Source organism: Salinisphaera sp. T5B8 (assembly GCF_040361255.1).
Taxonomy (GTDB): Bacteria; Pseudomonadota; Gammaproteobacteria; order Nevskiales; family Salinisphaeraceae; genus Salinisphaera.
On the sequence record NZ_APNG01000003.1, the window covers coordinates 127,829 to 147,591 of the forward strand.

Consider the following 19,763-nt stretch of genomic DNA (forward strand, 5'->3'; position numbering starts at 1 on the left):
ATCGGAATGGTTTAGGGCATGGACCGAATCGATAGCTTTATCGCGTTTTCGCGGGCAGTAGAGCAGGGCAGCTTTTCCGCGGCGGCGCGGCAGCTGGGTATCACCCAACCCACGGTCAGTAAGCATATCGCTGCGCTCGAAGCACATCTGAACGTGCGGTTGTTCACTCGAACGGCGCGTCGGCTCAAACCCACGGAAGATGCCATACGCATTTACGACCATGTCCGCCAGTTGCTGGAAGACCTGGAGACCGTAGAGCGCAGCGTGGCGGGCAAGACGGAAGAGCCGGAAGGCGTACTACGGATCTCTGTGCCCGTGTCCTTCGGCGAAGCGTTCATCGTGCCGCGCTTACAGCGATTTATGCACCAGTATCCGAAGGTCGTGCTGGATGTTCAGATCACCGATCGGGTAATCGATTTATTCAGTGACGGCGTGGAGCTTGCCGTACGTATTGGTGAATTGCCGTCGAGTACGCTGGTGGCGCGGCGTATCGGTACCGCTCGGCATATCGTCGCCGCCAGCGCGAGCTATCTGTCGACACACCCTGATCCGGTGATCCCCGAGGATCTCGTGGGTCACCAGTGCGTGATTTATCAAGGCGCACCGACCGGCAGTCGCTGGATATTCGAATCGGACCTGGGCCGGCGTAGCGTCGAGGTCAGTGGCCCACTGTATAGCGACAACGCCAACGCTATTGCCCATGCCGTCGTGAATGGCGTGGGCATCGGTATGCTGCCCGACTGGGTGCTGCGCCCCTATATCGACAGCGGTGCCGTCCAGGTTCTGCTCGACGAATACGACGCGACGCGCCTGCCGATTAACCTGGTGTATCCGGAGCGCCGCTGGGTATCCCGGCGCGCCCGTTGTTTCATCGATTTTCTGGCGAGCGAACTCGAACGCCTTGACTGAAAACTTACGCCTTATCTTGCCGATCAAGACAATTCGGGTCGGCAATAAGACCGCTCGGTGGTCTGGAGAGCCTGGCCACAGTCTGTCCAACGTGGCTCGCGTGCCTGGCCGCTAGCCCATCCGAACCACATGCCCCGCGCGAGCCGAGCCGCCGTGATCCACCAGATCGCGAATCACGCTGGCGGCGGCGTCCAGGCCGTGATGCACTTCGACCTGCATCCACGGGTCGTTGGTATCGCTGACGCGTTCGAGAAACGCGCGCTCGGCCTCGGCATAACGGGCATAGAGGGTCTCCGAGCCCCAGTCGCCCACGCGCTTGCGGATCTGGTTCGGTGCGAAGAAGAGTGTGGGTTTCGGCTCGAGCTGGTCGCTGACGGCGTCGGTATCCGTGGTGGAGGCCGAGCCCACCGATGCGTGATGAACGAGTTCGCTGCCCAGATGGCCATGTATTGCCTCGGCCAGCGCGCCGCGGCCGGAGAAATCCAGGTAGGCGCTCGGCGTGGTGGCGTCGATCTTGTCGACCTCGTCGTAGGCCAAAACTGCGTCATACAGGCCGAGGCCTTCGACCGTGTCTTTATTCGACGGCGAGGTGAGGCCGATCAAGCGTACGCCCGCCTGCTGCAACGCGAATGCGCAGCCATAGGCGGTCTTGCTCGGTGCGCTGGATAGAATGAGTTGGCGGGCGCCGAAATGGGCGTTGTCGATAAGGAAATCGGCGAGCATCCAGGAGGTGAAGAACAACGGCCGCATCAGCATCTGGTGGTCTGCCAGATCGGGCGAATAACCCAAGGCTTCGGTGGCGCGGCTGTATTGGTTGTACGGCGTGGGCAGCGCCTGGCGGTGAGGCGAGCCGTCGAAGAAGCCACGCTCGGTGACGTGCACGGGCCGTACGATCAGCTCTTCGGCCATCGGGTAGTAGCCGTACAGGCGCGTGCCTTCGGCCAGCCCGTCGACGCGGCTTTGGGTGACGGTGGCAAAGCCCCACACCGGCATCATGCCGAAGCCATCGTGCCTGGATGGGAAGAACTCCCAATAGCGCATGGCATCGCCATAGGCGGCATAGGTGATGTTGTTGGCTGTCAGGGCAAAGGTCTCGATCGCCAGGGCGGCTTCGCCGTCGGCGAGTGGCCGATGCCGGGGCACCGCCTGGGTGACGGCCCGCCCGAGGTCCGTCTTGTCTATCATCAGCTGCGTGATCGTGTCGGTCATGGCCCCTGCTTGCCGGCGCATCCGGCGACTGGAATACACTAGGCCTCATGCTAGCAACGGCGGGCGATACGGGGGTTCGGTTTTAGTATGCATGCCTGCAAACAAGGCTCTGGCCTGCCCAGGCCACGTAAAAGGCCCACGCAGTCCCGGGCGGTGTTCACCGTGCAGGCCATTTACGACGGGTTTGTTCGGATTTGGCGCCGCGACGGTCCCGATGCCGCGACCACACGCGCCATTGCTGCCGAAACGGGCTATAGCGTCGGCACGATTTACGACTATTTCCCCAACCGGACCGCGCTGCTGGCCGGCTACTACGAACACTGCATCGACCGGCTTTGCGAACAATTTGTGGCGGCCGACGCAGGCAACGCCGCCATGCCCTGGCCGTCGCGTCTGGCGCTGCTCGTGCAACGGCTTTACGGGCAGAGTTCCGATAGCCCGTACTTCGATCGGGAAATGCTCACCCGGGAATCATTGGTGGCCAACCCCGGGCGCCAGCAGCACGCCTTCGAAAAATGCAGTGCCTGTGTCTACAGCCTGATTAAAGGCTGGCCGGACCTGCCCGGCCCGGCGTCCAGGCGGCATGCCGACACCCTCGTACAAACCGTGTGGGGCGGCATGCGATATGCCCATATTCTCGAGCGCGATACAGCAGCGGCCGCGGCCTATGTCGAGGATTTGAACCTGATGGCGCGCGCGTTGCTGCAAAGCGCTGCGGGCGATTCGTCGCATCGCTAAACGCAGCCCGTCGCTGCAGCGGCAAGACAGCGATGGCCGGCGCTTTACGTATCCAAGTCGTACGGTCGATAGCGTGACGCGTGCTGTGTTTGATGCGGTGCGATTGGGTACGCCGCGCCCGACCCATTCAAGCCGCATCGTCGCTTCGCCGATAGACCAGTGCGGTTCCATGTCTAAAAGGAGAACTATGGACGCAGGAAGTGTGAGTTCGACCGTCGCCACCGCGATGGCCTTGCAGCAACACAACCAAAGTCAGGATGCTCAGGCGAGTCTGTTAAAAGACACGCTCGACATTCAGGCGTCGCAGATGCAGCAGTTGATGTCCTCTGTGTCGCCGCAACAGGCTTTGGCCACCACGGGTACTGTCGGCACGCAGATCAATACGTTTGCCTGACGGAAATCCCGCCCCGGCGTGTTCGGGGCAGAGCGGTCGCAGTGCGTTTGTGCTGGGGCCGTTTTTCATTGCGATCGACCCGGAATCTCATACTTTCTATCGGCAGCTGTTCTCGGTATGCCTGGTTGGCGGTCACCGATCTATTTCGAGTCGTTGTCAGGACGCTGTATTGCCTGCTGTGCGGCAATGACGTTGGCATAAATCGATGGCTTGTACCCGGTGCGCGCTGGGGCCGGTATGGGTTTGCCTTGATCGTCGAACAGGGTGGGGAAATCGGCGATCACGCGTTCGGTGATGCGTTTCGTATCGGCCACGGATTGCTGGAAGCTGTCGTCGATGAGCAGCCGGCCGCCGCTTTTCCAGGCGCTTTTGCCGAACAGCCGTACGGCCCAATAGATCAGTACGCGCGCCAATGGCGCGAGGCCATCCCGGCGCATCAGCTTGAGCAGGGTCTGGTCCCAGGCCTTGCGTCGTTTGGCACTGCGGTCGACGTCGCAGCGATATCCATAATCGTGGGCGATGGCCGCTCGCACGATCGGGCCGGTCGGCTGGCCGACCAGGCCGCGCGCGATCCCGGGGATGGAGGCGAAATCCGTGAGCACGCCGGGGCCGAGTTGCCCCGAGTACGGATCAGGCGCGCTGCCTTCAAGGAGGTCGTAGGCGAGATCCAGCGTCCAGGTCACCGGCGTGAGGGTGACGAACTGCTTGTCGTCGATACGCGGGTCGAGGGTTTTCGTGCCTTCGACGTTGACTCGTCTGAGCTCGGCAAACGGAACCACGAAGATCGGTTCTCCGCGCTGGCCCCGCACGCCCTTGAGCAACTCTTTGATGGAGAGCCGGCGCGAGGTTTCCGGTATCGGGCCGTATTCGCGTTCCAGCATGGCCGCGCGGATCTCCCGCGTGTACTGGCGGGCTTCATGCCAGGCGAGTGCAACCGGAGCCAGGCATAGGGCAACGAACCCCGCAGCGCTGATCGCAACGACCCACATCCCGGCTCACCCCATGACCGTGGTGGAACAACCCAAGAATACCCCAATGCCCGCGCAGGAGGACGGGCGGCGCTGGCATTTGATCGTCGTCGACGTCGTGCCAGGTGCGCCAGGGCGAGCGACGGGTGATGACGATCAACGTCATGCCGGGCCTTCTGTGATGACGTTTTGGGTATCGCACCATACCCGGCGCTGTATTGTTCTTTGCGCCTTCGCCCGTGACTCTTTATGGCCGAATCCGATCCATACGGATTCGCGCTTTAAAAACGAAATGCGATCGGTCGAAGGGGGAGGTAACCGCATGAACGATAAGCAATATAATGACGATAATGCGCGTGCAGACGCGCTGAGTTACAAGTTGATGGCGTTGGGGCCGGCTGCCGGGGCCGTCCTCATGCTGCTGTTACCGGACAGCCTGGAGTTCAATGGCCGGGTCGCTGCCGGCGGCGCGCTCTGGATGGCGATCTGGTGGATGACCGAGGCCGTGCCCATCGCGGTGACGTCGCTGCTGCCGCTGGTGATCTTTCCGCTTTTCGGCGCCGGTTCCTTTGCTGCCATGGCGGCCCCTTACTCCAATTCGGTGGTGTTTCTGGTGCTGGGCGGGGTGATCCTCGGGCTGGCCACGGAGCGCAGCAATTTGCACCGGCGTATCGCCCTGGTGACGATTTCGATCGTGGGCACACGGCCCGATCAGATCGTGCTGGGCATGATGCTGGCCTCGGCGTTTATTTCGGCCTGGATCTCGAATACGGCGACAGCGGTCATCATGGTGCCGATCGGGGTGTCCATCCTGCATCTGGTGCGCGATCTGGACGGCGTCGGCTACGACCGCAACTTTGCCGCATCGCTGATGCTGGGCATCGCCTACGGCGTGACCATGGGGTCGGTCGCCACGCTCATCGGCCAGCCGCCGACCGCGCTGATGAAGGCGTATCTGGCCGAACAGCAGGGCTATGACATGGGCTTTGGCCAGTGGATGCTGGTGGGCGTGCCCTTTGCGCTGGTCATGCTGGCGGCGGGATGGGTGATGTTGACGAAGGTCATCTATCGGCCGGCACTACGCGAGCTGCCGGGCGGCCGCGCGCTGATCGAAAAGCAGTTGAGTGAACTCGGCGGCCTGCGCATGGCGGAGGCGCGGGTGGGCATGATCTTTCTGGCGGCGATTTTTTTCTGGATCGTCGTGCCGTTGATCTCGACCATTCCGACCGTCAGGGCAACGCTGCCGTTTCTGTCACGTATTTCCTCTAGCCAGGTCGCTATGACCGCGGCGGTTGCCTGTTTTCTGGTGTCGTCCGGCGAACGCGACGGGCGTGGCCGGGCGGTGCCGTTGCTGAATTGGGAGGCCGCGCGCGACGTGCCCTGGGGGCTGCTGATCCTCTTCGGTGGCGGTCTGAGTCTGTCGGCGGCGTTCACCGCCACGGGGCTGTCGACCTGGATTGGTAGCCAGGTCGGTGCGTTCAGCGATCTGCCGTTGCTGTTGTCGCTGGCCATTGCCGCCATCGTCGGCCTGACGCTGACCGAGCTCACCAGCAATACTGCGACAGCCGCGGCGTTCTTCCCCATCTTCGGTTCGGTGGCTGTCGGCATGGGTATGGATCCACTTCTGATGACCGCGGTCATCACGCTGGCGGTGTGCTCGGCTTATATGTTGCCGGTGGCCACGCCCTCCAATGCCGTCGCCTTCGGTTCCGGCGAGGTGTCGATCAAGCAGATGGTGCGTGTCGGTGTGTGGCTGAACATCATCTCGCTCGGGGTGGTGCTGTTTCTGGCGATGACGCTCATCCCGCTTGTGCTCGGCACCTGAGTGCCGGTGTCAGTCTTGCCGACCAAAACAAATGACTATGACAATTAATACGATATCTGTTTGTCCGACGCGCCTGCGGGGCCGTCCATGAGCCCGGCGCGCGACCTCTGCCGCGAAACCACGATTTGCACCGTGCGCGCCCGCATCATCGAGGCGCCCACGACACGGCAACACAAGCTGTCCAACACGAGCATCCGCTATCAGGGCTATGTGTTCGTGGAAGTGCAGCTGGACAATGGCGTGACCGGCTACGGCGAAGGCTCGACCCTGGGCGGGCCGCGCTGGGCCGAGGAAAGCGTCGAGGCCATGAAAGCCAATATCGACGGCTATCTCGCCCCCGCGCTGATCGGGCATGCTGCCTCGCAGCTGGAACAGGCGAGCGTGTTGATGGATCGCGCTGCCAAGCGAAACTTCGGCGCCAAATCCGCGATCGACATGGCGCTGCTCGATGGCCTGGGCAAGACGCTGAACGTGCCCGCCCATGTGCTGCTGGGCGGCGCGGTGCGGCAAAGCTTCGATACGGTCTGGGCGCTGGCCTCCGGCGATGCTGTCCAGGAGGTCGACGAGGCACAGGCGATGATCGCGCGCGGCTGGTTCAACCGCTTCAAGATCAAGCTCGGTTTCGCTGATCCGGCCACCGATATGGCCCGTATTCGTGCGCTGCGTCACGCCCTGCCGGCGCACACAGTGCTTATTGTCGACGTCAATCAGGGTTGGTCGGAAGCCGAGTGCATACGCCATCTGCCCGCGCTGGCGGCGCTGGAGGTCGATCTGGTCGAACAGCCGATCGTCGCCGGTCACCGCGAGGCCAGCCAGCGCGTGGCTGCCCGTGCGCCCATGCCGATCATGATGGATGAAAGTGTCTCGACCCTGGCCGAGGCGCGCCAAGAAACAGCAGCGGCCACCGGCCAGGTGCTTTCGCTCAAGCTGTGCAAGCACGGCAGTGCGCATAACCTCAAGCGCGTGGCGGGTATCGCGGCGGCGGCGGGAGTCGAACTCTATGGCGGCTGTCTGCTGGAAAGCTCGATCGGCGCGGCGGGCCATCTGCAGGTGTTTGCGACCCTGCCACGGCTCGAGTGGGGCACTGAGCAGTTCGGCCCGAAGATACTCGTCGAGGATCTGGTGACCGACAGCCTCGTCTATCGGGATTTTAAGGTGCATCTGCCGGACGCGCCGGGTATTGGTGTCACCCCCGATCCGGACATTATCGACAAACTCGCGAAAAAGGACTGACATGACCACGCGCGATCTCGTATCCCGCTTTGCGGCGATGGGCCAGGCCCTGGCGGAACGGCCGCATCTGGCCCGGCTGGGCGCCCTGTTCAGCGAAACGGTGCTCGTCGAGGTGGACGGCGAGCAGGTATTTCTGCGCTTTCATCGCGGAGCGCTGGAGCACGTCGAGCCAGGGCCGTCGATGAAGATTCCGTGGCGCTTTGCCTTGCGCGTGGACGGCGAAGCGCTGGACGAATTCTGGTCGCCGGAGCCGGCCCCGTTTTTTCACGACATCTTCGGTTTTGTGAAAACCGGGCGCGGGCGCATCGACGGCGACATTCTCGCTCTGGTCAAGAACCTGCGTTTCTTCAAGGAATTCATGGCGCTGGGAAGGCAGGAGCAGGTATGAACATCGAACCGATCGTGGGCCGCTACGTCAGTGTGGACGTTCAAGGTCAAACCTATCGCGTCTACTTCGAAGAAGCCGGCGAGGGCCAGCCGGTGCTGTGTTTTCATACCGCCGGCGCGGATTCGCGCCAATGGCGCCATTTGATGAACGATGCGCAGGTCACGGCGAATCACCGGCTCATCGCTGTGGACATGCCCTGGCATGGCAAGTCGCTGCCGCCCGAAGGCTGGGAGACCCAGGAATACCTGCTGACCACCGAGTTCTATATCGAGGTCGTGCAGGCGCTGTGTGCGGCGCTGAATCTGTCGCAACCGATCTTTGCCGGCTGCTCGATGGGTGGCCGTATCGCCTTGCAACTGGCGTTGCATCATGCGGCCTCGTTCAAGGGCTTTATCGCGATCGAGGCCAGCGATTTTCAACCGGCCTGGTACGACATCGACTGGTTCCATCGGCCCGATGCGCACGGCGGCGAAATGGGCGCGGCGCTTGTCAGCGCCAACATAGCGCCGCAGGGTCCGGCGGTGGAACGCTGGAATACGCAGTGGATGTTCATGCAGTCCGGCCCCGGCGTGTTTCGTGGCGACCTGAGTTTCTATACCCAGGACGACAGCCTCGTGGGCCGGCTGGGTGAGATCGATACCGCCCAAACCCCGGTGCATATCATGGTGGGCGAATACGATATGACCTGCACGCCCGATGATGCGCGCCGCACGGCCGAGGCCATTGATGGGGCCACACTTGCGATCATGCCGGGTATCGGCCATTTTCCGATGAGCGAAAACCCTGCGGCGTTTCGTCCCTTCTTTCTGGAAGCGCTGGACAAGATGGCCTGAACCGGTCGGGTTTCGCGGGCAGCGGAGGCCCGGGCGGTTTGGAACTGAAGAAATTTCGATACTTCATCGCGGTGGCCGAAGAGCTTCATTTCGGCCGCGCGGCGGCGCGCCTGGGTATCGCGCAACCACCGCTCAGCCGCCAGATCGCCGCGCTGGAACGTACGCTGCAAGCCCGCCTGTTCGACCGCTCGCGTAGCCAGATTCGTCTAACCCAGGCCGGCGAGGCGTTGCTCGAACGTGCCCGCGATCTGATCGAGCGTCTGGAAAGCACCTGTCGGGAGGTGCAACTGATCGGCCAGGGTGGCGCGGGGCGTCTGCGGATCGCCTTCGTCGGCTCGGCCACGCACGGCCCGCTGCCCGCGCTGATCAAGTTCTATCGCTCGCGTTTTCCGCATGTGGACCTGTCGCCCTCGGCGATGAATAACGCCGAACTGGAGCGGGCGCTGATCCAACGCGATATCGATATCGCCGTGGCCCGTCCGCGGCTGCGTGGCGACAATCTGCGCTCCATGCTCTTTGTCGACGAACCGCTGGTGCTGGCCTTGCCGGATACCTCAGCGCTGGCCCAACAGGCCGCGCCGGTGGCCCTGTCCGGTTTGGCCCGCGAAACCTGGGTGTTCTACCCGCGCCGGCCGCGCCCAAGTTTCGCCGACCATGCTGTGCGCTGCTGCGAAATGAACGGATTCACGCCACGCGACCAGATTTTCGCCCAGGACTACCAGACCGCCATATCGCTGGTATCCGTCGGCGTGGGCCTGTCGCTCGTGCCCGAAAGCGTGAGTCGGGTGCAGCGCCCCGGTGTGTGCTTTAGGCCCATGCTCGGTGAGAATCCGGGCACCCAGCTCACGATTCAGGCGCGCAACGACAATCGCCTGCCCCAGGTGCTCAACTTCTTCGATGCCGTGCGTGAGTTTGCGGGTCGTACGGGTTGAGCGCGTGACCGCGCATACCCGCGCGATGTCGTCGTCGAGGTTAGCCCGCAGCGTTTTTACAACACGATTGAAAAAACAACGCCGGCGTATGGCCGGCGTTGTTTTTGTCTAGCGAGCTTGCCTAGGTCGACGGCTTGTCGGGCAGCGCGAAGGCGATGGTGTAATCGCCGCGGTACGTGCCCAACGGTTGATGGCCGCCGGCGGTAATCACCACGTATTCGCGCCCGTCCGCGCCCCGATAGATCGACGGATTCGCCTGGCCGCCGGCCGGCAGGTAGGTCGACCACAACACCTTGCCCGTTTGGGTGTCGTAGGCACGCAGCATGTTGTCGGCGGTGCCGGCGATGAAGGTCAGCCCGCCGGCGGTCATCACGCCGCCGCCGAGATCCGGCACGCTGCTGGGCAGGGGCAGATTCTGCTTGAAGTTGAACGGGCCGGTATGGCGACTGTTGCCCAGGGGCGCACGCCACTTCGTTTTGCCGCTGGCCAGATCGATCTGGTTGATCGTCGCCCAGGGCGGGGCGTTACAGGGCATCTTGATCGGGCTGAGAAACGGATGCAGGTGGATGGCATAGGCCAGGCCGTACTGCGGTTTCCACGTGCCGCCGCCATACCCGTCCGGCGGCATGCCCTTGCCGTCCCAGCGCTGGATTGCGGGTGGGTGGTCGGCTTCGTCGCGCGGGATCAGGGTGCCGATAAACGGCAGATAGTTGGCGACGATATTCATCTCGCCGTCAGGCGAGAACGACGCGCCGTACCAGTCACTGGTGCCGTCGAAGGTCGGGAACATGATCGAACCCTGGCGGGTGGGCGGCGTGAAATCCCCCTTGTAATACGACTGCTGGAAACGCACGCGACACCACATCTGATCGAACGGTGTGGCGCCCCACATATCGGTGGCGCGCAGGTCGCGTTTGGGAAATTGCGGTTCGTCGGGGGAGTAGGGTTGGGTCTTGGACAGCCAGCCCTTGTCGTAGACGCCGTCTTCCGGGCCGCCGGGTACGGGCTGTTCCACCACGCGCTTGATCGGCTCGCCGGTCAGGCGGTTGAGTACGAACACCTGGCCGCGCTTGTTGGTCGACACCAGCGCGGGCGTGTGGCCGCCATGCCGGTCGGGCCACTGCACCAGACTCGGGCCAATCGGGATATCGAAATCCCACAGGTCGGTGTGCGCTTCCTGGAAGTGCCAGAGTTCCTCGCCGGTCTTGGCGTTGAGCGCGACGATCGAGCCGGAGTATGCATCGTCGAACGGCCGGCGCTTGTCGCCGAAGTAGTCGGGCGTGGCGTTGCCCGTGGGCAGATAGACGATGTCGTTGTCTTCATCGCCACTGATGCGCCCCCACACATTGGGGGTGGATGGCGTATAGATTTCGCCCTCGGCCAACGGCGCGGTGGGGTTGGCCTTGCCCAGATCCCAGTGCCAGACGAGTTGACCGGTGACGGCATCCCAGGCGCGCACGACGCCGGAGGGCTCGCCCCAATACCAGTTGTCGAATACATTGCCGCCGGTATAGACCCGGCCGTTCATGACCAACGGTGCCGAGGTTTGTACCAACGTACCGGGCTTCATCGGACCGATGTTCTGGGATAGATCGATCATGCCGTTCGTGCCGAAGCCGGGGCATTTCTTGCCGGTCTTCGCGTCGAGCGCGACGACGTATCGGCCCATGGTCGGCGCGATGATGCGCGTGGCGCACATCTGGCTGCCGTCGGGCGCTTGATAATCGGCCGGTGCCTTGTAGTAGGCCACGCCGCGGCAGTTGACGAAGTTGTTGACCGAATCGTCGATGCCCGTGGGTTTGAACTTCCACTTTTGCTTGCCGGTGGTGGCATCGAGTGCCACCACCCAGGCATTGGGCGTACAGGTATAGGCCGTATTGCCGATCTTGATCGGTGTGGCCTCCGAGCCCCAGTGCGGCGATTCGTCGTAGGCGTGATTCATGTCGCCGCTGCGATACGTCCAGGCTTTTTGCAGCTGCGCGACATTGTCGGTGTTGATCTGATCGAGCGGCGAGAATCGGCTCTGGCCCTTGGTACGGCCCCAGCTCGGCCAGTCGCCGGGACCGACCGATGTGGCCGGCAATGTGACGTGCTCGCCGTTGTCGTTATCCGCCACGGGGCCATCGGGATGGCTTATCCACGGCATGCTGAGCATTACGCCGATACCGACGACGATCAGCGCAAGCGATGCCAGACCGCTCGTCAGCGCCGGAGCCTTGGCCGACGCGATGCCACGCCATGCCCAGGGCAGCATCAACAGCAAAGCGATCAACAACGTCATGTCCAGACGTGGGATCGCAGTAAATACCGTCCACTGATTGAAGCCGGTTTCGGCAAACGACCAGACGACGACCGCCGCGAACAACAGCAGGTGCAGCCAGAAGGCAAATGCCGCGCCGCGCGATCAGCAGGCCGCCGACGAGCAGATACCCAAGGCCGCCGATCAGATAGGCCGGTGTGCCACCGACACGGGTAAGCCAGATGCCCTCGGCGAGTAGCAGCAGGCCAAAAATGACCGTCGCCACACCCATGACGAGAGCCAGACGATTCGTTCGCTTCATCGTGTGACACCCCTCGTGCCAATAATTGTCATATGCAATTAAAAGGGTAACAGGGCGTACCAGCGTCTGCTCGTTTGCGCGGCGCCACGACTCGCACAGCGAGCGCGCGTGTTATCGGATGACCGACGAGTAGCGGCCAGGCGCGCGACGGTTTACGCGCCAGGTTTGTCTTCACGATCAATAGCCTCTGCGGCTTGGTGGTCGTACTCGATCACCTCACCGTGCCTACGTATGGCAAGCCAGACGCTCAGCCCGGAATCGATGGATTGTGCCCGTCCACTCGTTCTCGCCGCGCTTGTGGGCGTGGCCCATCGCCAAATCGTTTAACATCGGGCCCACGAAAAAGCCGCGCTGTGCCGGCGAGCCCGTTCAATCAGAAGGAATGTGTTGTATGACCGCTACGATCCACACCGTTGCCGTCGAGAAAACCAGCGGCGATCTGGCCCGCGAGCAGCAGCTGGCCTGGAAGCTGGCCGAGCTGGCCACGCGTGCGAAGGACGCGCCGCAGGACGACGAGGCCGTGGCGATGGCCAAGAACCGCATCATCGATAACGCCGCGATCGCGCTCGGTGCCGCCAATGAGCGTGCCGTGAAGGTCGCCCGCAGCGATGCGCAGGGCTCGAAGGGCACCGGCAAGGCGACCGTCTGGGGCCTGACCGACACCTTCGCGCCGGTGCCCGCGGCCTTCGCCAACGCCGTGGCCGTGCGTTTTCTGGATAACGACGACTGCTATCTGGCGGCCGAGTATTCACATCCGGACGACAACATCTCGCCGATCATTGCAGTCGGCCAGCATCTGGGTGTGTCCGGCGCGGATATCCTGCGCGGCATCGTGGTGGCCTATGAAGTGCATGTGGCACTGGTGGGCACCGGCGATGGCACGGGCATTTGCCTGCACAAGCACAAGGTCGACCATATGACCCATATCGCCGCGGGCACCGCGGCCGGTTTGTCGTCCATGCTGGGGCTGACCACCGAGCAGACCTATCACGCGATCAACTTCGCGGTGCACAACGCCATTTCCTCGCGCCAGTCCCGCAAGGGCGATATCGGCGCCCAGAAGGAATTCGTGCCGGGCTTCTCGGCCGAGATTTCCATCAAGGCCGTCCACCACGCCATGCACGGGCTCAAGGGACCGAACCCGGTCTATGAAGGCGTGGATTCCATCATCCGTCGGTTCCTGAACGGCCGCGACGACGAAAACGCCGTCTACAAGGTCGAGCTGGCCGAGCCGGGTGTGGACGGCCTGCGCAACATCATGAAGACCTATCCGAAGCAGTACGCCTTCGAATACCAGGGCCAGGCCATCATCGACCTGGCGCTGGAACTGCGCGCTCAGCTGCCCAAGAAAGGCGACGACATCGATCTCGATCAGATCGAGAAGATCGTGCTGGAAACCAGCCATCACACCCATCACGTGATCGGCACCGATGCCCAGGACCCGCAGAAGATCGACCCGGATTCGCCGCGCGGCACGCTGGACCACAGCATCATGTTCGCCATTGCCCGCTGCATTCAGGCCGGCGAGTTCCACAAAGACCGCGCTTACCAGATGACGCAGGCTGAAAAAGACGAACTGCGTGCGCTGATGGCCCGTATCGAAACCCAGTTCGACCAGCGCTGGGAAGACCTCTACCACGACCAGGACCCGAACGTGCAGGCCTATGGCGGGCGCATGATCATCACCCTGGCCGACGGCAAGGAAGTGGCCGACGAAAAGACCCGCGCCAATGCGCACCCCGGTGGCGACACGCCCTGGCAGCGCCCGGACTACGAAGCCAAGCTGGCCGACTACACCAAGGATCTGGTATCGGATGGCGAGCGTGCCCGCTTCATCGAGGCCGTGAACGGCATGGACTCGATCAGCGGCGACGAACTGGCCACGATCAACCTCGTGGTGGATGCCGGCACGCTGGAAACGCCGGATACGCAGGGTATTTACTAGCGCTGGTTTTATCGCGGCTTTGCCGCGAAGTACCACGGCCCCGGCGCCTTTGGCGTCGGGGCCTTTTTATGTCGGATCGGCGAAATCACAAAGTGCCTACAGCGCAGTTTTACCTCGAGTCGAGTTGACTACATGGCCGCGACTTGATGTCGAGGCTAATGAGATTCCGGATTATAGAAATCGCTCGCGGGACGCACGATGTACCCGCACTGACCCTGATCAGTCCGAATTATCCAGACGATTTCGTCCCCGCGTGGATACGTGAGGCTGATAGTCGTTCGCTTAAGACCGCCTGCTTGTCGAATCCACGCCTTCGTGTCTCCACTGATCGCATTGCTTCTGAGCAAGTTTCTTTCTTGCTTGAGTAGAGACCGATATATCAGCCCCAGCGCGACTTCGTGATCCATCGTGTCGGCAATACGCTCGAACTCCGATTCGCTTTTTAGCTCGAAGCCGATAAATATCGCGTTGGCGTCGTCCTGTATCCAGACCGAGGATATGCATATCTCGTCTGGGCCGAAGGTCAAGTCGAAGTCTCCACCGCAGGTGAGCGCGAATTTCAGATCTTCGCCAATACGATGTAGTTCGGCTTCGTCGTAGTCGCGAGAACCCGCGATAGAAGGTACAAGCAGCAGGGCCAGAATAGCGAGCGCGAGTCCCGCGAGTTTGTTCATATCATTTAGTAGGCGGTGACGAGGGAATGACCAACCAGCTTGCGTAAAAGACGCCGCGTCGCAGTTTGCGGGAGTAGGCGCGCTTAGGCTTTTTATATATTACGGCGCGGATATTTCCTGTGGCGTATTTGGGCTTGTGCTGCCCGAGCCGTGTGACCTGTTTTAATGGCCTATTATCTACGCGGCCAAGACCGTTGAGAGGTTTCGACGCCAACTTTTTTCACGGAATGGAATCAGCGATTCCATGGGCTAGCGCCCTGTATTCGCAGGAGCTCTGTGCACAAAGACCGCGGCTAGGCGTTTTATCGGCACGCTCACCCGCGCCGTTGCGCGCCTGCGGCCGTGTTTCGTGTAAGCCAGGCCTGCACTGGCATGGCAGGCGCTGGCCAAATAGCACATAGCCTGTCCGTCGTGATCGCAACGATAAGATGCGCCGGCGCGAGTCGGTGAGCGCGGGGTAGACTCGATCCCTCGGCGTACTTCCCGCTAACTGCGTGCAAGCATTGCGAAATATCCCCGACGCTGTAAATATCTACGGCTCTACATGGGCCTTGGGAGCGGCGGATGGGCGAAGTCGACATTTTGATTCCGATTGAGATCTTTTTTCGTCAATCGGAGCTGGTGGTCACTTTCCTCATCATTCTCGTGGGCATCGCCTTCGGGAACCTCACTATCAAGGGGGTTGGTTTCGGCTCCAGTGGCGTACTCATTGCCGCGATGGTGGCCGGTTATTTCTTTCAGTTCGAGCCGGTGCCCATCCTGCAGAACCTGGGCATCGTGCTGTTTCTGCTGTGTGTCGGTCTGGAGGCCGGGCCGAGTTTCTTTCGTGCCTTCAAACAGTACGGCCGGCGCTTCATCTCCAATGTGCTCGTGTTGTTGCTCATCTCCTGGGTGAATACGGTCGCGATCATTTTCCTGAGCGGTATTCCGATCGGGCTGGGGCTCGGTCTGTTCGCGGGTGCTTTCACCTCCAGCCCGGCCTTGATCAGCGCCTTGCAGTTCAGCCCGGACGAGCAGGTGATCTTCGGCTACGGCGTGGCCTATCCGTTCGGCCTGATCGGGGTGATCCTGTTCATATCGATCGCGGTGCGTTTGTTACGCGGCAAGATGGAGGCCGAGATTCAGGGCCACAGCCGGCTGCACACGGCAGTATTCAAGCTCGAAAACGAAGCCTTGCACGGTCGGCTGATTCGCGATGTGGCCCAGTTTCGGACCCACGATGTGGTGGTATCGGGCTTGTTGCGTGATTTGTCCGTGCAGCCGGCGAGCGGCAGTACAGTGTTGCAAACCGGCGATCTGCTGCGCCTGGAAGGCCTGCCCGAGAACGTCGCGGCGGCCGGCGTGGACATCGGCGAGGAAGTGCACGAATCTTTCGATGGTCAGGCCGAGCTTGATACCCGCTCGATCGTGGTCGAGAACACGTCGGTGATCAATCGCTCGCTGCGCGATCTGGGCCTGCAACTGCGATTCAATGCGACGTTGACCCGGATCATCCGTGCCGATGTCGAATTCGTGCCGTCGGAGGATCAGGCGCTGGCCGATGGCGATGTCGTGGTCGCGGTGGGCTCGCCGTATCAGCTGGATCAGGTCGAACAGTTTCTAGGCCACGAACACCACACGGTGCAGCGGCGGGTGGATATCGGCTCGCTGGCGGCGGTGCTGTTTCTGGCCTTTGCGATCGGCGGGATCGTGGTGCCGCTACCGGGGTTGGGGCCGTTTTCGCTCGGGATTGCCGGCGGGGCGCTGGTGGCCGGACTGATTTTTGGCCACTTCGGGCGAATCGGCAATTTCATCGGCCGTTTTCCGCGTAACGCCACGCTCGTGCTCAAGGAGCTGGGCCTGGCGCTGTTCTTCGTCCAGGTCGGGCTGGAAACCGGCCAGAGCTTTGTCGAGTCACTGGATATTCAGGCGATCTACTACGCCTTCTATGCTTTGCTGTTCGCGGTCGTGCCGATGGCGGGCAGCTTTCTGGTGGGCCACTATCTGCTCAAGATCCCGGTCAGCGAATGCTTTGGCGTGATCTGCGGCGGCATGACCTTCACCCCGGGCCTCGACATCATCCACGAGGTGGATAAATCGGAGCGGCCGATCGTGGCGTATTCCTCGGTCTATCCGGTAGCGCTGATTCTGGTCATAGCGCTCGTGCAGGGCATGCATCTGCTGCTGGTCAGTCTCGGCGTGGCGCTCTAGAGTGTCGTGCAAGCACATGAACTAAAAGACATAATTCATATGTCCGCAAGCGCGGGCGGTCCCATTTCTTTGGAGTAAGCGATGTTCATCAACGGCGAATGGCTCGATGGCCGGCCGACGTTTGCGGTCACCAACCCGGCCACCGGCGAGACGATCGATACGGTGCCGGACTGCAACCAAGCGGATATCGAGGCCGCGATCGAGGCCGCCCACACGGCGTTTGCCAGCTGGCGGGCGACCGCGGCCTATCACCGTTCCGAGCTGCTGTATCGCGCCTGGCAGTTGATGAACGAGCGCAAGCGAGAGCTGGCCGAGCTGATGACCCGCGAGCAGGGCAAGCCGCTCAAGGCATCGCTGGCCGAAGTGGGCTACGGAGCGGATTTTCTGCTCTGGTTCGCCGAAGAAGCCAAGCGGGTCTATGGTCAACTCGTGCCCTCGGCTCGCGAGAACCAGCGCTTCATGGTGCGGCGCGATCCGGTCGGCGTAGTCGGCGCAATCACGCCCTGGAACTATCCCATCTCCATGATCACGCGCAAACTGGGCCCCGCGCTGGCGGCGGGTTGTACCGTGGTGCTCAAGCCGGCCGAGAGCACGCCGCTGTGTGCCAAGGCCATGTTCGAGATCTTCGAAGCGGCGGGCTTTCCCAAAGGTGTGGTCAATCTGCTGACCGTGTCGGATCCCACCGCGACCGGCCAGGCGTTTTGTAGCGATGCGCGGGTGCGCAAGCTCACCTTCACGGGTTCGACTGCAGTGGGGCGCAAGCTCAACGCCGAGGCCGCCTTGCACTTGAAGCGTGTGTCCATGGAGCTGGGCGGCCATGCGCCCGCGCTGGTGTTCCCCGATGCCGATCCGGTACACGCCGCCAAGGGCCTGTCGCTGGTGAAGTTTCTTAACATGGGTCAGGCCTGTATCAGCCCGAACCGGATCTATGTGCACGAAGATCATGGCGAGGCGTTTCTGGGCGAACTCACTCGCCGTGTTGCGCGCCTGCGGGTGGGCAATGGCATGGAAGAGGGCATTGGCATCGGCCCGCTGATCAATGAGGCCGCGGTCGACAAGATCGATGCCCAGGTACAGGACGCCGTGGACCAGGGCGCGACGGTCGTGCACGGCGGCACGCGCATGCGTGAGGGCGCGCTGGCGTCCGGGCATTTCTATGCGCCGACGATTCTGGCCGGTGTGACCCCCGAGATGCGAATCTATCGCGAAGAAACCTTCGGCCCGATCGCACCGGTTATCACCTATCGCGACACCGATGATCTGATCGCGCTGGCCAACGATACGGCCTATGGCCTCGCGGCCTATGTCTACAGCGAAAACCTCTCCACTGCCATGCGTGCGTTCGAAGGCCTGGACTTCGGCATTATCGGTATTAACGATATCAACCCCACCAGCGCGGCCGCGCCTTTCGGCGGCATGAAAGACAGCGGCATGGGTCGCGAGGGGGCCCAGGAAGGCATTGCCGAATATCTCGAAACCAAGACCGCCGGCCTGGTGGTCTGAGCGTCGGAGCCGTAGCCCGGACGTCGCCAACCGAATCGCGTAGACGGGTAATCGGCTTGTGCTTTCTACCTCGGGGAAGGTGGCGTACGCTGCGCCGCCCTCCCAATGGTTATACGGGTAGAAGATATGGCGTATGAATGGTTTGTGGCGTCACCGCAGGCGCTGCTGTGGGTGTTTTGCAGCACCCTCGCGATGTATGCGGCGGTCCTGGTTTTCGTACGCGTGGCCGGTGTACGCAGTTTTGCCGAAATGTCGACGTTCGACGTGGCGATCATGGTGGCGATCGGCTCGACCATTGCGACCACGATCGTGGCCAAGACCCCCTCGCTGATGGCAGGCGCGTTCGCGCTGCTGCTGCTCTACGGCTTTCAGCTCGTGGTATCGCGCTGGCGCACGCGCATGACGGCGGTCGAAAGCGCCGTCGACAACCGGCCGATACGGCTCATGGGCGAGGGCGGTCGCATGCTTGCTGAAAACATGCGCGTGGCGCGGGTCACCGAAGACGATCTGCGCCGTATCGTGCGCAGCGCCAACATCGTCGACTACACCACGATCCAGGCGGTGATCATGGAAGGTACCGGCAGCGTAAACGTGCTGCATGGCCATGGCGAAGCCCTCGCCGAGGATGCCTGGGTGCTCGATAACGTGCGTGACTACTCGGCGTAGCGCGGGCACGGTCTCGAAGAATCGTCAGAGCCTAGAACGTTGCCAAAGCCTGAGAGATAGAACCCGGCGGCTGTTCTTCGGGAATGGCCGATCGCGGCCTGGCGCGTGCTTCGATACCGGGTTCGGTTGGGTCCGGGCTGCGTTCGAAGCGCTGGCCGTCCTCCTGCGCTGCGGCCCGGTTAGAAATGCGTGCCTTCGAAGGCCTCGACTTCGGCATTAACGATATCAACCCCACCAGCGCGGCCGCGCCTTTCGGCGGCATGAAAGATAGCGGCATGGGTCGCGAGGGGCCCAGGAAGGCATTGCCGAATATCTCGAAACCAAGACGGCCGGCATCGTCGTCTGACCTGCACGTGCTCGGGCGCCGCGTGTGGAACGTCTGACCCGCGCGCTCGCGCAACGCCTTACATGCGTGGGTGCAGGCGTTAGGGCCGGCCCGGCGTCATGGGCGAGAGCGTGTGCCCGGTTGGCGGCCCAGCCAAGCGCGTGGTGCACGGCCTGGGCCACCGTACTAAGGCGTTGATCCCGCACGCCGATTTGGATCGCGGCTGGCGCCATCGGCTAGTCAGCGGTGCGCGCACTGGCTGGTCAGCGCGTAGCAACGGCGGGTGACTATATCGAAGCGCCTAATTCTGTCTATTCGACCAATTACCAGTGCATGAAAAAGCCGCTGTTTCGCAGCGGCTTTTTCAATGAGCACGGGGAAGTCGATTCAATCAGCCCGCTACGGCGATTGGCGATCGGCGTAGCTTTATTTCCAAAGTGCCGGGGCGTCGCGCCGGCCGGGTGGGCAGG

At 62.3% G+C, this 19,763-nt stretch carries 15 protein-coding genes and 2 pseudogenes; 13 read left to right on the forward strand and 4 right to left on the reverse strand.

What is annotated here, in order from left to right; translation table 11 throughout:
- Window positions 1-18: 18 nt before the first annotated feature.
- Window positions 19-909: a LysR family transcriptional regulator gene (locus T5B8_RS03835; RefSeq protein ID WP_353176380.1), complete on the forward strand. Its 891-nt coding sequence runs from the start codon at window positions 19-21 to the stop codon at window positions 907-909.
- Between the two features lie 111 nt (window positions 910-1,020).
- Here the strand turns inward: T5B8_RS03835 and T5B8_RS03840 are convergent, their stop codons facing one another.
- The gene (locus T5B8_RS03840; protein ID WP_353176382.1) at window positions 1,021-2,118 is read right to left on the reverse strand and encodes a DUF2855 family protein; all 1,098 of its coding nucleotides are present in this window, start codon (window positions 2,116-2,118) and stop codon (window positions 1,021-1,023) included.
- A gap of 153 nt (window positions 2,119-2,271) precedes the next feature.
- Between T5B8_RS03840 and T5B8_RS03845 the strand changes: the two genes are divergently transcribed.
- Together T5B8_RS03845 and T5B8_RS03850 are read left to right on the forward strand one after the other, a co-directional pair.
- The gene (locus T5B8_RS03845) at window positions 2,272-2,856 is read left to right on the forward strand and encodes a TetR/AcrR family transcriptional regulator (RefSeq protein WP_353176384.1); all 585 of its coding nucleotides are present in this window, start codon (window positions 2,272-2,274) and stop codon (window positions 2,854-2,856) included.
- A gap of 202 nt (window positions 2,857-3,058) precedes the next feature.
- A complete protein-coding gene (locus T5B8_RS03850) occupies window positions 3,059-3,250 on the forward strand; it encodes a putative motility protein (protein ID WP_353176386.1) in 192 nt (63 codons plus the stop codon).
- A 140-nt stretch (window positions 3,251-3,390) separates the two neighbouring features.
- On the opposite strand, the gene T5B8_RS03855 is transcribed toward T5B8_RS03850, so the two are convergent.
- Window positions 3,391-4,239, reverse strand: a complete 849-nt coding sequence (locus tag T5B8_RS03855; RefSeq protein WP_353176387.1) for a DUF1353 domain-containing protein — start codon at window positions 4,237-4,239, stop codon at window positions 3,391-3,393.
- 301 nt (window positions 4,240-4,540) lie between these two features.
- Here T5B8_RS03855 and T5B8_RS03860 point away from each other — a divergent pair, with 301 nt between their 5' ends.
- From T5B8_RS03860 to T5B8_RS03880, 5 genes are all read left to right on the forward strand, one after another.
- On the forward strand, window positions 4,541-6,043 hold the full coding sequence (locus tag T5B8_RS03860; protein WP_353176388.1) for an SLC13 family permease: 1,503 nt from the start codon (window positions 4,541-4,543) through the stop codon (window positions 6,041-6,043).
- Window positions 6,044-6,130: 87 nt separating this feature from the next.
- The gene (locus T5B8_RS03865; protein WP_353176390.1) at window positions 6,131-7,276 is read left to right on the forward strand and encodes a muconate/chloromuconate family cycloisomerase; all 1,146 of its coding nucleotides are present in this window, start codon (window positions 6,131-6,133) and stop codon (window positions 7,274-7,276) included.
- Between the two features lies 1 nt (window position 7,277).
- A complete protein-coding gene (locus T5B8_RS03870; protein WP_353176392.1) occupies window positions 7,278-7,664 on the forward strand; it encodes a hypothetical protein in 387 nt (128 codons plus the stop codon).
- Entirely contained in the window at window positions 7,661-8,497 is an 837-nt protein-coding gene (locus tag T5B8_RS03875) for an alpha/beta fold hydrolase (protein WP_353176393.1), read from the forward strand. The genes T5B8_RS03870 and T5B8_RS03875 overlap by 4 nt, the downstream gene beginning before the upstream one ends.
- 38 nt (window positions 8,498-8,535) lie before the next feature.
- Complete coding sequence (locus T5B8_RS03880; protein ID WP_353176394.1) at window positions 8,536-9,429, forward strand: LysR family transcriptional regulator; 894 nt, start codon at window positions 8,536-8,538, stop codon at window positions 9,427-9,429.
- Window positions 9,430-9,550: 121 nt separating this feature from the next.
- Here T5B8_RS03880 and T5B8_RS03885 read toward each other — a convergent pair.
- Window positions 9,551-11,812, reverse strand: a pseudogene (locus T5B8_RS03885) (outer membrane protein assembly factor BamB family protein); the annotation flags it as partial.
- A 569-nt stretch (window positions 11,813-12,381) separates the two neighbouring features.
- Here T5B8_RS03885 and T5B8_RS03890 point away from each other — a divergent pair.
- Window positions 12,382-13,935, forward strand: a complete 1,554-nt coding sequence (locus tag T5B8_RS03890; RefSeq protein WP_353176396.1) for an MmgE/PrpD family protein — start codon at window positions 12,382-12,384, stop codon at window positions 13,933-13,935.
- Window positions 13,936-14,090: 155 nt separating this feature from the next.
- Here T5B8_RS03890 and T5B8_RS03895 read toward each other — a convergent pair whose 3' ends face one another.
- On the reverse strand, window positions 14,091-14,609 hold the full coding sequence (locus T5B8_RS03895) for a hypothetical protein (protein ID WP_353176398.1): 519 nt from the start codon (window positions 14,607-14,609) through the stop codon (window positions 14,091-14,093).
- Window positions 14,610-15,173: 564 nt separating this feature from the next.
- On the opposite strand from T5B8_RS03895, the gene T5B8_RS03900 reads away from it, so the two are divergent.
- From T5B8_RS03900 to T5B8_RS03915, 4 genes and pseudogenes are all read left to right on the forward strand, one after another.
- A complete protein-coding gene (locus T5B8_RS03900; RefSeq protein WP_353176399.1) occupies window positions 15,174-16,799 on the forward strand; it encodes an aspartate:alanine exchanger family transporter in 1,626 nt (541 codons plus the stop codon).
- An 81-nt stretch (window positions 16,800-16,880) separates the two neighbouring features.
- A complete protein-coding gene (locus T5B8_RS03905) occupies window positions 16,881-18,302 on the forward strand; it encodes an NAD-dependent succinate-semialdehyde dehydrogenase (RefSeq protein WP_353176401.1) in 1,422 nt (473 codons plus the stop codon).
- A 126-nt stretch (window positions 18,303-18,428) separates the two neighbouring features.
- Window positions 18,429-18,968, forward strand: coding sequence for a DUF421 domain-containing protein (locus tag T5B8_RS03910; RefSeq protein ID WP_353176403.1), 540 nt, complete (start codon window positions 18,429-18,431; stop codon window positions 18,966-18,968).
- Between the two features lie 185 nt (window positions 18,969-19,153).
- Window positions 19,154-19,314 (forward strand): annotated as a pseudogene (locus T5B8_RS03915) (aldehyde dehydrogenase family protein); the annotation flags it as partial.
- Window positions 19,315-19,763 lie beyond the last annotated feature (449 nt).

Excerpts from the sequence above, each read along its gene's own strand:
- T5B8_RS03835 (WP_353176380.1), top strand. The coding sequence starts at position 19 with ATGGACCGAATCGATAGCTTTATCGCGTTTTCGCGGGCAGTAGAGCAG.
- T5B8_RS03840 (WP_353176382.1), bottom strand. The coding sequence starts at position 2,118 with ATGACCGACACGATCACGCAGCTGATGATAGACAAGACGGACCTCGGG.
- T5B8_RS03855 (WP_353176387.1), bottom strand. The coding sequence starts at position 4,239 with ATGTGGGTCGTTGCGATCAGCGCTGCGGGGTTCGTTGCCCTATGCCTG.
- T5B8_RS03860 (WP_353176388.1), top strand. The coding sequence starts at position 4,541 with ATGAACGATAAGCAATATAATGACGATAATGCGCGTGCAGACGCGCTG.
- T5B8_RS03865 (WP_353176390.1), top strand. The coding sequence starts at position 6,131 with ATGAGCCCGGCGCGCGACCTCTGCCGCGAAACCACGATTTGCACCGTG.
- T5B8_RS03870 (WP_353176392.1), top strand. The coding sequence starts at position 7,278 with ATGACCACGCGCGATCTCGTATCCCGCTTTGCGGCGATGGGCCAGGCC.
- T5B8_RS03875 (WP_353176393.1), top strand. The coding sequence starts at position 7,661 with ATGAACATCGAACCGATCGTGGGCCGCTACGTCAGTGTGGACGTTCAA.
- T5B8_RS03890 (WP_353176396.1), top strand. The coding sequence starts at position 12,382 with ATGACCGCTACGATCCACACCGTTGCCGTCGAGAAAACCAGCGGCGAT.
- T5B8_RS03895 (WP_353176398.1), bottom strand. The coding sequence starts at position 14,609 with ATGAACAAACTCGCGGGACTCGCGCTCGCTATTCTGGCCCTGCTGCTT.
- T5B8_RS03900 (WP_353176399.1), top strand. The coding sequence starts at position 15,174 with ATGGGCGAAGTCGACATTTTGATTCCGATTGAGATCTTTTTTCGTCAA.
- T5B8_RS03905 (WP_353176401.1), top strand. The coding sequence starts at position 16,881 with ATGTTCATCAACGGCGAATGGCTCGATGGCCGGCCGACGTTTGCGGTC.
- T5B8_RS03910 (WP_353176403.1), top strand. The coding sequence starts at position 18,429 with ATGGCGTATGAATGGTTTGTGGCGTCACCGCAGGCGCTGCTGTGGGTG.